The 15,580-nt window shown below is 69.3% G+C and carries 14 protein-coding genes; 7 read left to right on the top strand and 7 right to left on the bottom strand.

Annotation, left to right across the window (positions count from 1 at the left end):
* Positions 1 to 96: 96 nt before the first annotated feature.
* From AB0J64_RS48735 to AB0J64_RS48710, 6 genes are all read right to left on the bottom strand, one after another.
* Positions 97 to 471: a hypothetical protein gene (locus AB0J64_RS48735; RefSeq protein WP_364043331.1), complete on the bottom strand. Its 375-nt coding sequence runs from the start codon at positions 469 to 471 to the stop codon at positions 97 to 99.
* Between the two features lie 88 nt (positions 472 to 559).
* On the bottom strand, positions 560 to 1,294 hold the full coding sequence (locus AB0J64_RS48730; protein ID WP_364043337.1) for an ABC transporter ATP-binding protein: 735 nt from the start codon (positions 1,292 to 1,294) through the stop codon (positions 560 to 562).
* A 53-nt stretch (positions 1,295 to 1,347) separates the two neighbouring features.
* A complete protein-coding gene (locus AB0J64_RS48725; protein WP_364043329.1) occupies positions 1,348 to 2,298 on the bottom strand; it encodes an ABC transporter ATP-binding protein in 951 nt (316 codons plus the stop codon).
* Positions 2,288 to 3,286 (bottom strand): branched-chain amino acid ABC transporter permease, encoded by a 999-nt coding sequence (locus AB0J64_RS48720; RefSeq protein WP_364043327.1) that lies wholly within the window; start codon positions 3,284 to 3,286, stop codon positions 2,288 to 2,290. Before AB0J64_RS48720 ends, AB0J64_RS48725 begins: the two co-directional genes overlap by 11 nt.
* Before the next feature lie 16 nt (positions 3,287 to 3,302).
* Complete coding sequence (locus AB0J64_RS48715) at positions 3,303 to 4,463, bottom strand: branched-chain amino acid ABC transporter permease (RefSeq protein WP_364043325.1); 1,161 nt, start codon at positions 4,461 to 4,463, stop codon at positions 3,303 to 3,305.
* A 515-nt stretch (positions 4,464 to 4,978) separates the two neighbouring features.
* Complete coding sequence (locus tag AB0J64_RS48710) at positions 4,979 to 5,374, bottom strand: hotdog fold thioesterase (RefSeq protein ID WP_364043335.1); 396 nt, start codon at positions 5,372 to 5,374, stop codon at positions 4,979 to 4,981.
* An 80-nt stretch (positions 5,375 to 5,454) separates the two neighbouring features.
* Between AB0J64_RS48710 and polA the strand changes: the two genes are divergently transcribed.
* From polA to AB0J64_RS48680, 6 genes are all read left to right on the top strand, one after another.
* The gene (gene polA, locus AB0J64_RS48705) at positions 5,455 to 8,145 is read left to right on the top strand and encodes a DNA polymerase I (RefSeq protein WP_364043323.1); all 2,691 of its coding nucleotides are present in this window, start codon (positions 5,455 to 5,457) and stop codon (positions 8,143 to 8,145) included.
* A 59-nt stretch (positions 8,146 to 8,204) separates the two neighbouring features.
* A complete protein-coding gene (locus AB0J64_RS48700; protein ID WP_364043321.1) occupies positions 8,205 to 9,299 on the top strand; it encodes a polysaccharide deacetylase family protein in 1,095 nt (364 codons plus the stop codon).
* Positions 9,300 to 9,491: 192 nt separating this feature from the next.
* Complete coding sequence (rpsA, locus tag AB0J64_RS48695; protein WP_357598304.1) at positions 9,492 to 10,973, top strand: 30S ribosomal protein S1; 1,482 nt, start codon at positions 9,492 to 9,494, stop codon at positions 10,971 to 10,973.
* A gap of 130 nt (positions 10,974 to 11,103) precedes the next feature.
* Positions 11,104 to 12,297: an epoxide hydrolase family protein gene (locus tag AB0J64_RS48690; RefSeq protein ID WP_364043319.1), complete on the top strand. Its 1,194-nt coding sequence runs from the start codon at positions 11,104 to 11,106 to the stop codon at positions 12,295 to 12,297.
* Positions 12,298 to 12,406: 109 nt separating this feature from the next.
* Entirely contained in the window at positions 12,407 to 13,861 is a 1,455-nt protein-coding gene (locus AB0J64_RS48685; RefSeq protein ID WP_364043317.1) for an alpha/beta fold hydrolase, read from the top strand.
* 26 nt (positions 13,862 to 13,887) lie between these two features.
* Positions 13,888 to 14,358, top strand: a complete 471-nt coding sequence (locus tag AB0J64_RS48680; protein ID WP_364043333.1) for a GNAT family N-acetyltransferase — start codon at positions 13,888 to 13,890, stop codon at positions 14,356 to 14,358.
* On the opposite strand, the gene AB0J64_RS48675 is transcribed toward AB0J64_RS48680, so the two are convergent.
* Positions 14,246 to 14,932, bottom strand: a complete 687-nt coding sequence (locus AB0J64_RS48675) for a Clp protease N-terminal domain-containing protein (protein ID WP_364043315.1) — start codon at positions 14,930 to 14,932, stop codon at positions 14,246 to 14,248. The two genes, AB0J64_RS48680 and AB0J64_RS48675, sit on opposite strands and share 113 nt — an antisense overlap.
* Before the next feature lie 31 nt (positions 14,933 to 14,963).
* Between AB0J64_RS48675 and coaE the strand changes: the two genes are divergently transcribed.
* Positions 14,964 to 15,566, top strand: a complete 603-nt coding sequence (gene coaE, locus AB0J64_RS48670; RefSeq protein ID WP_364043313.1) for a dephospho-CoA kinase — start codon at positions 14,964 to 14,966, stop codon at positions 15,564 to 15,566.
* Positions 15,567 to 15,580 lie beyond the last annotated feature (14 nt).

Below are 15,580 nucleotides of genomic sequence, written 5' to 3'. Positions count from 1 at the left end.
GCCGAGCGTCTCGCTAAGCTCCTGACCGAAGCCAGCTGACAAGCCGTGTTGCAACGACCCCTGGAATCCGCCCCCGCCACGGCCGGGCCCTTCTCGCTATCTGCATCCCGCCACGATCTCGTCGGCGGCCACGCGGTACTGCTTGAGCAGCGCCACCTGCCGCTTGCGGGGCACGTCGTTCCTGGCCAGCCCCGCGGTCGTGGTCTTGACCGTCTGTACGGCCCCCTTGAGGGAGTCGGGCAGCCGGTCGCCGAATTCCATGGTGATCCCGCGCAGCTCGGCCAGGCGGCCGATCACGGCGTCCTCGAAGTACTGCTGGTCCTCCTGGCCCTTGGGCTTCAGCATGAGGTTGGCGTACCCGATGGCGGAGACCACGCGGGCGCACGGGCTGTCGGTGGGATCGCCGCCGGTGCTGTACTTGGACGCGGACGAGGCGTTGTCCTGGCAGCCGACGAGCAGGACGGGAAGCATGAGCGCGACTGTCGCCAAACGTTTCACAGCGCTCATTAAAGAACGGCGAAGGGGCTGACAACAGCCCCTTCGCCGTCTTGATCGGGATTTACGCCTTGGCCAGCGTGCCGAGGTACAGCTCGATGACCTTCGGGTCGTTGGCGAGCTGCCGCCCGGTGCCGGTGTAGGCGTTGCGGCCCTGGTCGAGGACGTAGCCGCGGTGGCAGATCTGCAGGCAGCGGCGCGCGTTCTGCTCGACCATGATGACCGTGACGCCGGCCTTGTTGATCTGCTGGGCCTGGATGAACACCAGGTCCTGCAGCTTGGGCGACAGGCCGGCCGACGGCTCGTCGAGCAGCAGCACGGACGGCTCGGTCATGAGGGCCCTGGCCATCGCCACCATCTGCCGCTCACCGCCGGACAGGGACCCGGCGCGCTGCTTGCGCCGCTCCTTGAGCGCGGGGAACAGCTCGGCGACGAACTCGAAGCGCTCCTTGAACTTCCCCGGCACCTGGAAGGCGCCCATCTCGAGGTTCTCCTCGATGGTGAGGCTGGGGAAGACGTTGTTGGTCTGCGGCACGTAGCCGACGCCGCGGGAGACCAGGGAGTGGGCCTTCATGTTCGTGATGTCCTCACCCTTGAGCAGCACCGTGCCGCTGCGGATGGTGACCAGCCCGAACATGGCCTTGAGCAGCGTCGACTTGCCGGCGCCGTTGGGGCCGATGATGCCGATCAGCTCGCCCTCTTTGACGTAGAGGTCGGAGCCGTTGAGGATGTTGACGCCCGGCAGGTAGCCGGCGATCAGCTCGTCGCAGCGCAGCACGGCGTCCTTGGCGCCCTCCAGGTGGGCGCTGCGGTCGGTGACGGCCGCCTTCGACTGGGCGGGCTCGGGGACGGTCACTTCTGCGTCTCCTCTTCGATCTCGGCCTCCAGCGCCGCCTCCGCCTCGTGGAGCTGGGCCGTCAGTTCGCTCTCCGACAGGGGCGCGTCGTGGTGAGCGCCGAGGTAGGCGTCGATCACGCGCTCGTCGGACATGATCGTCCCGGGTGGGCCCTCCGCGATGACGGCGCCCTGGGCCATGACGATCACCCAGTCGCTGATGTCGCGGACCATGTCCATGTCGTGCTCGACGAACAGCACCGTCATGCCCTGCTCGCGCAGGTCCTTGACGTGGCCGAGCAGCGACTGCGTCAGCGCCGGGTTGACGCCGGCCATGGGCTCGTCGAGCATGACCAGCTCGGGCTGGACCATGAGCGCGCGGGCCATCTCCAGCAGCTTGCGCTGGCCGCCGGAGAGCGACCCGGCGAAGTCGTCGCGCTTGGCGTCGAGCTTGAAGCGGGTGAGCAGCTCCTCGGCCCGCTCGGTGATCTCGTCCTCCTGGCCGCGCCACAGGCTCGGCACGAGCGCGCGGAAGAAGTTCTCGCCCTTCTGCTGCTGGGCGCCCAGGCGCATGTTCTCCATGACCGTCAGCTTGGACAGCGCCTTGGTGAGCTGGAACGTGCGCACCATGCCGGCGCGGGCGACCTTGTGCGCGGGCACGCCGTTCATCGACCGCCCGTTGAACGTCCACGAGCCGGAGTCGGCCGTGTCGAACCCGGTGAGCTGGTTGAAGAACGTGGTCTTTCCGGCGCCGTTGGGGCCGATCAGCGCGGTGATGGAGCCGCGCTGGATCTCGATGTGGCCCACCTCGACGGCGGTCAGGCCGCCGAAGCGGCGCACCACGTTGTCCACCACGAGGATGGGGTCGGGCTTGGGCACGCCGGGATCGTGCGCCAGGTCCTTGAACGCCGCCAGGGCCGCGGCCTTGCGCTCGGAGGTGCCCGCCTGAGTGTTGGTTTCAGCGTGCATCGATTGCTATCTCCCTCTTGTCACCGAAGATGCCCTGTGGCCGGAAGATGAGCAACAGGATCAAGCCGAGGCCGACCAGGATCCAGCGCAGGGCGCCGACCTGGTTGGTGTCCATGAAGGTGATGTACCCCGCGCCGACCGCCTCGGAGAGCACGCCGTAGATGAGGACCAGGAGCCCCCAGAAGATCATCGAGCCGATGACGGGGCCGAACACGCGGGCGGCGCCGCCGAGGATGACCATCGTGTACATGTAGAACGTGGTCTCGGTGCCGAACACGTCGGGCTGCACCGAGGCGTAGGCCAGGCCGTAGATGAAGCCGCCCAGGGATCCGATGACGCCGCCCAGGATGAGCGACTGCATCTTGTACGAGAACACGCTCTTGCCGAGGCTGCGCACGGCGTCCTCGTCCTCGCGGATGGCCTTGAGCACGCGGCCCCAGGGGCTCTTCATGAGCAGGTAGACCATGGTGCAGGCCAGGGCGATGAGCACCCAGCCGACGAGGATGACCCACAGCTGCCGGTTGTTGAAGAACAGCGGCACGGGGCCGAGGTTGAAGCCGTACTGCCCTTCGGAGAAGGGGTTGAGCGCGTAGAAGCCGTCGGAGAAGCCGCGCTGGCCGTCGGAGCCGCCGAAGACGTCCTTGAACGCCACCGAGCGGAAGATGAGCCGGACGATCTCGGCGGCCGCGATGGTGACGATGGCGAGATAGTCGGCGCGCAGCTGCAGGGTCGGTATGCCCAGCAGGATCGCCAGGAGCACGGCGGCGACCAGGCCGACGAGGATGCCGACCCAGAACGGCAGCCCCATGACGGTGACGGTGACCGCCAGGCCGTAGCCGGCCACGCCCATGAAGGCGGCCTGGCCGAAGTTGAGCAGGCCCGTGTAGCCGAAGTGGATGTTGAGTCCGATGGCGGCGATTCCGTACAGCACCGTCTCCACGCCAACCGCGGCCTTGAGGGTGGTGCTGATGATCGTGATCCAGTCCATTCTGATCCTCCCCCGATCAGCCGATCCGCTCGCGGCGGCCCAGGATGCCCTGCGGCCGGACGAGGAGCACGATGATGAGTACGACGAGCGCGCCGACGGACTTGAGCTCCGGCGGCACCCACAGGGTGGAGACCTGGACGAACAGGCCGACCACGAGCGAGCCCACCAGCGCGCCGAACGCGGTGCCGAGCCCGCCGAGCGTCACGCCGGCGAAGATGAGCAGCAGGACGTCCTGGCCCATCGTGTACTTGAGGCTCTGCGAGAGGCCGAGCATGATGCCCGCCAGCGCGGCGATGGCGCCGCCCGAGGCCCAGATGATCCGGATGACCCGGTCGACGTTGATGCCGGAGGAGGCCGCGAGCGCGGGATTGTCGGCCACGGCGCGGGCCGCCTTGCCGGTGCGGGTGCGCAGCAGCGCGATGCCGACGATGATGAGGACCGCGAGCTCGATGCCCATGGCGACGAAGTTCTTCGGGGCCGCCGTGATGGGGCCGAGCTCGATGCCCGGCTGCGCGGTGTACTGCGCGTAGGCCTCGTTCTGGCCGCCGAAGAAGATCAGGAACACGTAGCGGAGCAGGAGCGCCACGCCGATCGAGATGATCATCATGGCGATGGTGCCGGTGCCGCGCTTGCGCAGCACGCCCCAGAACAGGCGGTCCTGCAGGTACCCCAGTACGCCGGCGACCGCGACGGCGATCACCGCGGCGGGGATGAGATGCAGCCCGAAGCCCACGTTGAACGCGTAGGCGAGGATCGCGCCGAGCGTGACCAGCTCGCCGTGGGCGAAGTTGGTCAGGCCGGTCGTGCCGTAGATGAGGGAGAGCCCGAGCGCCGCCAGGGCGATGATCAACCCGAGGTTGAGCCCCTCGAACGTCAGCTGGGCGGCCTGCTCCCAGAACGTGGTCTCCCCGTCGGTGTCCGCCGGCTGCTGACCCGGGGCGCCCTTGGGCTGGAGCGCGAACAGGACCGTGGAGCAGTTGCCCTCGTAGACGGTCGGCGTGCGGACGTTGTTGCCGCCCCGCACGTCGGCATTCTTCGGAAGGCTGCTGACATCCAGGGTGACCTTGTATTTACCTGGCTTGTCGACCTGAACGTCCCACGTGCCCTGTGCGTTGCTTGTGACCTCCTTGACGGGTTGTCCGCTCTCGGTGGTCACGGCGATTTTGGCGCCGTTCACTGGCTGGCCTTGGAGTTTGAGTGTTCCCCTCAGTCCCTGGCAGTCGGCCGTATCCGCATGGGCGGGTCCGGCCAGCAGGAAGATGAGTCCACCCAGAAAGGCCGTGAACGCGATCACGGCTCTGCGCAATGGTGCTCCCTCAAGTAGGTCAAGAAGGGGTTGTGACCCCTCCGTCTCGACACGCGCGCATCGCAGGCACAACTGGGATGCTGTGGCGGGAGCTTATTCTGGTGCCGCCCGGTTCACTATCGTTCGTCACCAATTAGTGACATGTGTGTGTCACTCATGTGAGGAAACAACGAGCCTGGTCAGGGGCTAAATCGGGGTAGACGCCTGGCGCTCGGCGGATACGAATGGGTAACGATCGGCGGGAAAGCTGGACGAGCCCGCGGGTCGGCTGTTGGGGCCGTGTAGGGCTTCCCCGGCCGTACACGTTATCTACTGGGCCATCCCGCGGGCTCGCGTTCGGACCACCGTAGCGACCCGCGGGTCTGGTGCGCAAAGAGAGCGCAGTTTCACCTGTCGCGCAACATGCAGGTGAGGCGGGAGGTGCAGATGAGCTTTCCCCGCTCGTCGGTGATCTCGATCCCGTACGTCGCCAGCGTCCGGCCGCCGTGCAGCCTGGTCGCGACCCCTGTGACGTACCCCGAGGTCGCCGGGCGGTGGTGGGTGGCGTTGATCTCGATGCCCACCGCGATGCGCTCGGGACCCGCGTGGATGGCGGCGGCGACCGAGCCGAGCGTCTCGGCCAGCACCGCCGAGGCCCCGCCGTGCAGCAGGCCGAAGGGCTGGGTGTTGCCCTCGACCGGCATCCGGCCCACGACCCGTTCGGGGCCGGCCTCGATGAACTCGATGCCCATGCGGTCGGGCAGCGTGCCCTCGTGCGCGGCGCCGTACGCCGAGAAGTCCAGGGGGTTGGTCTGCGTCAAAGGGACGTCTCCACTCTTCCGAGCTCGGGTTTTCTGTCGCACACGCAGACTAGGCTGCGTGTGTGCCGAAGAGTGAAGTGACCCCCAGCCGCCCGTGCCTGCTGCTGCTTGACGGGCATTCCCTGGCCTACCGCGCGTTCTTCGCGCTGAAGGACGCCAACCTGATGACCACCGACGGTCAGCACACCGAGGCGGTCTACGGGTTCACCTCGATGCTGACCAACGTCCTGCGCGACGAGCAGCCCACCCACGTGGCGGTGGCCTTCGACCGGTCGGAGCCGACCTTCCGCCATGAGGCGTACTCCGACTACAAGGCCAACAGGAGCGAGACACCCGAGGACTTCCGCGGTCAGATGCAGCTCATCTTCGAGCTGCTCGACACGTTCCGCATCCCGCGGCTGTCCAAGGCCGGCTTCGAGGCCGACGACCTCATCGCCACCCTCGCCACCCGCGCCGCCGAGCAGGGCATGAACGTCCTGATCGTGACCGGCGACCGCGACGCGCTGCAGCTGGTCAACGAGCACATCACCGTCCTGATGACGCGACGCGGCATCAGCGACATGACGAGGTTCACGCCCGAGGCGGTCATGGAGAAGTACGGCCTGACCCCGGCCCAGTACCCCGACTTCGCCGCCCTGCGCGGCGACCCCAGCGACAACCTGCTGAGCATCCCGAGCGTGGGGGAGAAGACCGCCGCCAAGTGGGTGCGCGAGTTCGGCTCGCTGACCGCGCTGGTCGACCGGGTCGACGAGGTCAAGGGCAAGGTCGGCGACAAGCTGCGCGAGCACGTCGCCCAGGTGCTGATGAACCGGCGGCTGACCGAGCTGCTCCGCGACGTCTCGCTCGACGTCGAGCTGGGCGACCTCACGCAGGGCGCCTGGGAGCGCGAGGAGATCAACAAGCTCTTCGACAGCCTGCAGTTCCGCGGCGAGCTGCGCGAGCGGGTGTTCAAGGTGTTCGGCTCCGGCGAGCAGGAGCCCGACCAGGGCTTCGAGGTCGAGACCGTGCTGCTCGGCCCCGACCGCGTGGCGGGCTGGCTGGCCGCGCTGCCCGAGGGCCGGGCCGGGCTGGCCTTCAAGGGCGCCTACGGCAGCGGCACCGGCCGCGTCGACGGCATCGCCATCGCCTCGCCCGACGGCACCGCCGCCCACATCGACCCCGTCAAGCTCACCGAGGCCGACGAGGCGGCCCTGCGGGCCTGGCTGGCCGACGACGCCAGGCCCAAGGCCGTCCACGACGCCAAGGGTCCCATCCTGGCGCTCTGGGCGCAGGGCATGGAGCTGCGCGGCCTGAGCTGCGACACCGCGCTCGCCGCCTACCTGGCGATGCCGGGCCAGCGCACGTTCGCGCTGGAGGACCTGGCCAGGCGCTACCTCAACCGCGACCTGCGGGCCGAGGAGGAGTCCACCGGGCAGGCCGCGCTGTTCGGCGACGACGAGGACGCCCCGGCCAAGGACCTCGCGCTGCGCGCCCACGCCGTGCGCGAGCTGGCCGAGGCGCTGGAGCGCTTCCTGGCCGGGCGCGGCGGCACCCAGTTGATGACCGACGTCGAGCTGCCGCTGCTGGCCGTGCTGGCCGAGCTGGAGCGCGCGGGCATCGCGGTCGACGGCGAATACTTCACGGGGCTGGAGGCCGAGTTCGGGGCCGCGGTCAAGCACGCCGTGGAGGAGGCGCACCGCTCCGTCGGCGAGCAGTTCAACCTGGGCTCGCCCAAGCAGCTGCAGGAGATCCTCTTCGTCAAGCTCAACCTCCCCAAGACGAAGAAGATCAAGACCGGCTGGAGCACCGACGCCGACCAGCTCGCGTGGCTGGCCACGCAGACCGAGCACGAGCTGCCGACGATCATGCTGCGCCACCGCGACCAGCAGAAGCTGCGCACCACCGTCGAGGGCCTGATCAAGGAGATCGCCGACGACGGGCGCATCCACACCACCTACAACCAGATCATCGCCGCCACGGGCCGGCTGTCGTCGGAGAAGCCCAACCTCCAGAACATCCCGATCCGGACCGCCGAGGGCCGCCGGATCCGCCAGGGCTTCGTGGTCGGCGAGGGCTACGAGACGCTGCTGACGGCCGACTACAGCCAGATCGAGCTGCGCATCATGGCCCACCTGTCGGGCGACGAGTCGCTGATCGCGGCCTTCGAGTCGGGCCACGACTTCCACCAGGCCACCGCCGCGCGCGTGTTCGACCTGCCGCCCGAGCAGATCGACGGCGAGCTGCGGGCCCGCATCAAGGCCATGAACTACGGCCTGGCCTACGGCCTGTCCGACTTCGGGCTGTCCGGGCAGCTCAACATCCCGGTGGCGGAGGCGCGGGCGCTGAAGGAGGAGTACTTCGAGGAGTTCGGCGGCGTACGCGACTTCCTGCAGGCCATCGTCCAGCAGGCGCGCTCCGACGGCTACACCGAGACGATCATGGGCCGCCGCCGCTACCTGCCCGACCTCACCAGCGACAACCGCCAGCGCCGCGAGATGGCCGAGCGGATGGCGCTCAACGCCCCCATCCAGGGCTCGGCCGCCGACATCATCAAGGTCGCCATGCTCCACGTCCACCAGGCCATCCGCGAGGAGGGGCTGACCTCCAGGATGCTCCTGCAGGTCCACGACGAGCTCGTGTTCGAGGTGGCGTCGGGAGAGCTGGAGCAGCTCAAGCAGCTCGTCTGCGACCAGATGAACGCCGCCTACCACCTGCGGGTCCCGCTGGAGGTCTCCGTGGGCGTGGGACGGACCTGGGAGGATGCAGGACACTGATTTTTTGGGGTAGGGCTGCACTAACCTGAACGTAATTTCACCGATTGGTCGGGAGTTCTGTGCAGACCTCAGCGCCCCTCACGCGGATCATCGGCATCGCGAACATCGTGGTGGTCACGGTGGCCGTCATCGGCCTGAGCCTGTTACCGGACGAAAAACGTCCGCACGCCCAGGCCAGGGCCATGGCGAAGGTCCAGGGCAGCGTCGAGCCGCCGAGCCCCTCCCCGGCGGGTGAGCCGCCGGGGGTCGTGGCCACCCCCGACTTCGCCCGCCAGGTGCACGCCAACGAGGCCGGGCTGGTGCCGGTGCTCATGTACCACCGGATCCTCGCCAAGCGGCTGGCCTCGATCGACCGGACGCCCGACCAGCTCAGGAAGGAGCTGGAGAAGCTCGCCAAGCAGGGCTACGTGCCGATCACCGCCAGGGAGTTCGCCGCCGGCGACATCAGGGTGCCGGCGGGGAAGTTCCCCGTCGTGCTCACCTTCGACGACGGGCACCCGAGCCACTTCGCGCTCGACGCGAGCGGCAACCCCAAGCCCGACACGGCGGTGGGCATCATCCAGGAGGTGGCCAGGAAATACCCGTCGTTCCGGCCGGTCGCCACGTTCTGGATCAACCGGGAGCCGTTCGGGCTGGTCGACCAGGAGGCCCAGGCGGCCGCGGTGAAGTGGCTGGTCGACCACGGCTACGAGGTGGCCAACCACACCTGGCGCCACCCCAACCTGCGCGCGCTCGGGAAGAAGAAGGTCAGCGAGCAGATCGTGCGGATCGAGCGCCTGCTGAAGAAGCTCGGCGCGCCGCCCTCCACGACCATGGCGTTACCGTACGGCTCGATCCCGCGGCCGAAGAAACTCGCCCGCACCGGGTCATGGGACGGCACCCGCTATGATTTCGCCGGTGTGTTCCTCGCCGGAGCCGAGCCGTCGCTTTCGCCCTACGCGAAAAAATTCGACAGGGGAGCGATCCAGCGGATCCAGAGCAACGGCAAGAAGGGCGAGTGCCGCAAGTGGTGCTCGGAGTACTGGCTGCAATGGCTGAACAAGCACCCTGGCGAGCGCTACGTCTCCGATGGCGACCGGGAGCGAATCTCCATACCGGAGAAACTTCGAGGTAATATCGTCGCCAAGCGAGGGCTCCAGGTCATCGCCTACTGATGGCCCCCCGGATTGACCGCATGGCGATGGTCTCATATGCTGATCGCTGCGCTGTGGGCTCGCGCGCGCCTCAGACGGAGCGGGCTCGCGCTCGGTCACGTCGATGTCGTAATTCCTCGGCTTGATGCGGAAGAGGGCCTGCCGCGCATCCGCCACATCGACATCCTGTCCGCGTTCGGAGCAATTCCACACATGACGTCCAGCACTGAGGCCACCTCGAGCACCCCGCAGGTAGCGGTCAACGACATCGGGTCCGAGGAAGCCTTCCTCGCGGCGATCGACGAGACCATCAAGTACTTCAACGACGGCGACATCGTCGAGGGCACCGTCGTCAAGGTCGATCGAGACGAGGTTCTTCTCGATATCGGCTACAAGACCGAGGGTGTCATTCCCTCGCGCGAGCTTTCGATCAAGCACGATGTCGACCCAGCTGACGTCGTGGAGGTCGGAGAGCACGTCGAAGCCCTGGTTCTCCAGAAGGAGGACAAAGAGGGTCGCCTGATCCTGTCCAAGAAGCGCGCCCAGTACGAGCGCGCCTGGGGCACGATCGAGAAGATCAAGGACGAGGACGGCATCGTCACCGGCACCGTCATCGAGGTCGTCAAGGGTGGTCTCATCCTCGACATCGGCCTCCGTGGCTTCCTCCCGGCCTCCCTGGTCGAGATGCGCCGTGTCCGCGACCTGCAGCCGTACGTCGGCCGCGAGCTCGAGGCCAAGATCATTGAGCTCGACAAGAACCGCAACAACGTGGTCCTGTCGCGCCGCGCCTGGCTCGAGCAGACGCAGTCCGAGGTTCGCCAGACGTTCCTCAACACCCTCCAGAAGGGTCAGGTCCGCAAGGGCGTCGTCTCCTCGATCGTCAACTTCGGCGCCTTCGTCGACCTCGGTGGGGTCGACGGCCTGGTCCACGTGTCCGAGCTGTCCTGGAAGCACATCGACCACCCGTCCGAGGTCGTCGAGGTCGGCCAGGAGGTCACGGTCGAGGTCCTCGACGTCGACATGGAGCGCGAGCGCGTCTCCCTGTCGCTCAAGGCCACCCAGGAAGACCCGTGGCAGCAGTTCGCCCGCACCCACCAGATCGGCCAGGTCGTGCCGGGCCGCGTCACCAAGCTGGTGCCGTTCGGTGCGTTCGTCCGGGTCGAGGAGGGCATCGAGGGCCTGGTCCACATCTCCGAGCTGGCCGAGCGCCACGTGGAGATTCCGGAGCAGGTCGTCCAGGTCGGCGACGAGATCTTCGTCAAGATCATCGACATCGACCTCGACCGTCGCCGCATCAGCCTCTCGCTGAAGCAGGCCAACGAGGGTGTCGGCACCGAGGTCGAGTTCGACCCGACCCTCTACGGCATGGCGGCCACCTACGACGACCAGGGCAACTACATCTACCCCGAGGGCTTCGACCCGGAGACCGGGGAGTGGCTCGAGGGCTTCGACAAGCAGCGTGAGGAGTGGGAGCGGCAGTACGCCGAGGCCCAGCAGCGCTTCGAGGCTCACAGGAAGCAGATCGAGGAGGCCCGCAAGGCCGAGGCGGAGGCGGGCGAGGCTGCTCCCTCCTCCTACAGCGGCGAGACGCAGGCTCCCTCGGGCGGCTCCTCGTCGAGCCCGGCCGGTGGCGCCCTCGCCTCCGACGAGGCCCTCGCGGCTCTGCGCGAGAAGCTCGCCGGCGGCCAGAGCTGACGATCTGGTCTGACTGACCCGTTTCCGGAAGGCCCCGCACCGACTGTGGTGCGGGGCCTTCCGCGTTCTCTCCCTGTGTCTCGGGGAATGCGGAATCTACTTTTCCGCATTGGCTCCTATGGTCATCGGCATGGAAGAGATCAAGCCATTCCGCATCGCCGTTCCCCAGGAAGACCTCGACGACCTGAGGGCGCGGCTGCGGCGTACCAGGTGGGCGCGCCAGTTGCCCGGCGGGTGGAGCCGAGGCGTGCCCGTGGCGTACCTGCGGGAGCTGGCCGAGTACTGGGCCGACGGGTTCGACTGGCGGGCACAGGAAGCCCGGCTGAACGCGTTCCCGCAGTTCACCACCGACATCGACGGACAGACCACCCACTTCCTGCACGTCCGCTCGCCCGAACCCGGGGCGCTGCCGCTGATCATCACACACAGCTGGCCGAACTCCGTCGCCGAGTTCCTCGACGTCATCGGCCCGCTCACCGATCCCCGAGGGCACGGGCTCGACCCCGACGTCGCCTTCCACGTCGTCGCGCCCTCCCTCCCGGGCTTCGGCTTCTCGCCGTTCCCCGAGCCGTTTTCCGGGCCGTTCCCCGAGCCGTTTTCCGGGCCGTTTTCCGGGCCGCTTTCCGAGCCGGCCGACGAGCGGCCGTGGAGCATCGAGCGGGTGGCCCGCACGTGGGCCGAGCTCATGCGCAGACTCGGGTACGAGCGGTACGGCGCCCACGGCAACGACGCAGGGGCGCTGGTCACGCCGCAGCTGGCCGTGCTGGACAGCGAGCACGTCGTCGGCTCGCTCATCACGGCCGGGCTCGGCATCCCCACCGGGGACCCCGCAGAGCTCGAAGGGCTGGGCAAGGAGGAGCTGGACGAGCTCCAGGAGATGTCCGCCTGGATGACCGGAGGCAGCGGGTACGGGCCCTACCTGGCCGCCAGGCCGCAGACGCTCGCGCACGGGTTCGCGGACTCGCCCGTGGCGCAGCTCGCGTACCTGGTGGAGAGGTTCAAGGAGTTCGACGGGTGGGGTTCGGGCGCCGAGCCGATCGAGCGGGACCTGGTGCTCACCAACGCGACCCTTTACTGGCTGACGGACACCGGCGCGTCGTCGTCGTGGACGTACTACGAGGGCGCCGCCGGGCTGCCGATCCACCAGAGCGCCGTGCCGACCGGCGTGACGCACGGCGGGTCCGCGCTGATGCGGCGGATCGCCGAGCGGGACAACGACATCGTCTACTGGGGCGACGCCCACAGCCCCAGCCACATGGTCGCCATGGCGGCGCCGGACGGCCTGGTGGCGGGCATACGAGCCTTTTTCCGGGCGATCCGCTGAGCGGGTCGCAGATTTTACCTGGAGGTCCCCGCGAGCCCGCCGCCCTCCGGGCCCGGCGCTGCCAGACTGACCTGCGCTGTCGACACCTACGACGCTCAGGGGCGATGCGGTGGGCAAGGCTCAGCGGGTGACCATCCTGGTGACGGGCGTTCTGGCGGCCGTGGCCGCCGTTTCGCCGGCGGCGACGGGCGGGGCCTCCGCGGCCCTGCCCCAGTGGCAGGACTGCGGCGACGGGCTGCGGTGCGCGAAGCTGTCCGTGCCCGTCGACTGGGCCAGGCCGCACGCGGCCCGTACCGAGATCGACCTCGCCCTGATGCCCGCGCAGGACCCGGAGCACAGCTTCGGAGCCCTGGTGGTGAACACCGGCTACGGGCCCACCATCGAGGCGGTCCGCGCCCAGCCCGACACCGTGAGCGAGCTGACCAGGTGGTTCGACGTGGTGCTCGTCGAGCCGCGCGGGCTCGGCGACCGGGGGAGCGCGGCCATGGTGCGCTGCTCCGTGGCCCAGCCCGACCCGCTGCGCCTGCTCCTCGCCCCTGGAAAGGCTGGATGGCGCTCCTACGCCCGCGACAACGCCGCCTACGACAGGAGCTGCAGGGACGCCGCCGGGCCCGGCTACGCCGGCCTCACGTCCTGGCAGGTCGCCCACGACCTCGACGCCCTGCGCGAAGCGCTCGGCGAGCCGCGGCTGCGCTACTTCGGCTCCTCCTACGGGGCCGTGTTCGGGCAGGCGTACCTGGAGCTGTTCCCGCACCGGGCCGGTCGGATGTACCTCGAGGGCGGGTTCGACCACACCGAGCCCGGCCTGGAGCGGCGGCTGACCGCCGAGGCGCGGGCGGACGAGCGGCGGCTCATCGCCTTCCGCGACTGGTGCAGGAGCAGCCTGGCCTGCTCGCTCCACGACGATGACGCCGTGTCGGTCCTCGACGACCTGCGCCGCAGCACACCGCTCAGCGCCGGACCCGGGCGCACGGTGAAGATCAGGCGGCTGCTGGCCGCCGTCAACGCCGGGCTCGCCCCGAAGCACTGGCCGGAGCTGGCCCGGGCCCTGTCCGCGGCCAGGGAGGGCGACGCGCGCCCGCTGGCCGCGATGGCCACCGTGACCGCGCCGACGCCGCCAGGGACGGTGACGGGCTCCATGTTCTGCCACGACTTCATGCCCGCCGTGCCGAGCTACCGGCGCTTCCTCGCCATGGAGTCACGGCTGCGCGAGGTGGCGCCGCGGGTCGGGTGGCTGGCCGGCCGGTACGAGGTCGCGCGCTGCCTGGGCATACCGCGGCAGGGCGCCCCGAGCTGGCCCCCGCACGCGCCGGACGTGCGCAACGGGCGGCCGGTGCTGGTCGGCGCCGGGCGGCTGGACCCCTCCGCCCAGCCGCTCGGGGAGATCCCCGGGGCGCGGGTGCTGTGGCACGGCGACGGGCCCGGCGCGTACCTGCTCCAGGGGGTGGACAAGCTCCGCGCGACCTGCCTGCGTACACATGTGCACGACTACCTCGTCAACGGCGTTCTGCCGGAGAAGGACACCTTCTGCCCCAAAGAGCTGAGTGCGGGCATGTATTCGTGACGAGTGGCGGTAGTGTGCTGCGCGTGCTGATCGAACGGGCGGTGGCGGCGGACGCGGGCGAGATCCTCACCGTGCAGCGGGCGGCCTACGTGAGCGAGGCCCAGCTGTACGGCGACCCGTACATCCCGCCGCTCGTCGAGTCGCTCGAGCAGGTCCGCAAGGTCATCGAGAGCGCCGTCGTGCTCAAGGCGCTCGACGCCGGCCGGATCGTCGGGGCCGTGCGCGGGCAGGTGTCCGGCACGACCTGCCTGGTCGGCCGCCTGGTCGTCGCGCCCGACCGGCAGGGCCAGGGTCTCGGCACGGCCCTGCTGACGGCCCTGCACGAGGCGGTGCCGCAGGCGGAGGCGTTCGACCTGTACACGGGGCACCTGTCCGAGGCCAACCTCAAGCTCTACCGTCGTCTCGGCTACCGGGAGACCCACCGGGAGCGGATGGACGATCACCTGACGCTGGTCCACCTGCGTAGGCAGCCAGATCGATCCCCTCCTCGGCGGTGATCACGGCGCGGCCCATGTCGTCGTCCACCCAGTTCCACCCCCATCGCCACTCCGAGCCTGCGGGGTGCTCGGTGTTCAGCCGGTCGAGGACGGGCTGGAGCGAGGAGGCGGGCACGACGATCTGGTGGCGGCCCCGCCACGGCACGTACACGGACGGCGCGAGCGGCGGCGGCCGCACCCCGTGCTCGCGCAGCGCCTCGACCACCGCCGCCGGATCCACCCCGAACAGGTGCAGCGTCGTCGGGTCCCGGTCCACCTCGACGTCGTAGGCCAGGGCGAGGAGCCAGTGTTCCGGCGAGGGCGTCCGGTGGCCCGCCGCGAGGGCCAGGCCGGTCGCGATGCCGTACAGCTTGTAGAGGTGCGGGTTGGCGAAGCCGCCCGCCCGGTGCGCGGGCTTGGCGTGCTGCGGCAGGCACTCGAGCGCGCGGTCGCGGTCCAGCCCCGCCCCGGCCAGCACCCGCGCGGCCACGGAGTCGCCCGACAGCAGGGCGAGGACGACGTGCTGCGGCCCCACCCAGTCGTCTCCCACGGCCGCGGCCTGCTCGTGCGCGGCCCGCACGATCGTGGACGTCATACCTTCGATGATGACCCCGTAGGCTTTTCCCGTGTTGAAAACAGGGCTCACGGGCGGGATCGGATCCGGCAAAAGCGAGGTGTCGAAACGGCTGGCGGCCAGGGGCGCCGTCGTGATCGACGCCGACAGGATCGCGCGCGAGGTGGTCGAGCCGGGCACGCCGGGGCTGGCCAGGGTGGTGGGCGTGTTCGGTGACGAGGTGCTCCGCCCGGACGGGTCGCTCAACAGGGAGAAGCTCGGCTCCATCGTCTTCGCCGACTCCGAGCGGCTCGCCGCGCTCAACGCGATCGTCCACCCGCTGGTGGGCGAGCGGGTGGCGGAGCTGCAGAGCCGGGCGGCCGACGACGCGATCACCGTGTACGACGTGCCGCTGCTCGCCGAGAACAACCTGGCCCCCATGTACGACGTGGTCGTCGTCGTCGACGCGTCCGACGAGACCCGCATCAGGCGCCTGGCCGAGCACCGCGGCATGCCGGCGGCCGACGCCGAGGCCCGCATCGCCGCCCAGGCGAGCCGCGAGGACCGGCTGGCCGTGGCCGACATCGTGATCTCCAACGAGGGCACGCTCGACGAGCTGGACGCCCGGGTGGACGAGGTCTGGGAGGAGCTGACCAGGCGCGCCGCCCGCGGCTGAGCGGGGCCGTCACC

The organism is Nonomuraea sp. NPDC049695 (genome assembly GCF_040674955.1).
GTDB lineage: Bacteria > Actinomycetota > Actinomycetes > Streptosporangiales > Streptosporangiaceae > Nonomuraea > Nonomuraea helvata.
The sequence above is the reverse complement of the archived record's forward strand: the minus strand, read 5'-3'. Positions and strand labels throughout refer to the sequence as shown.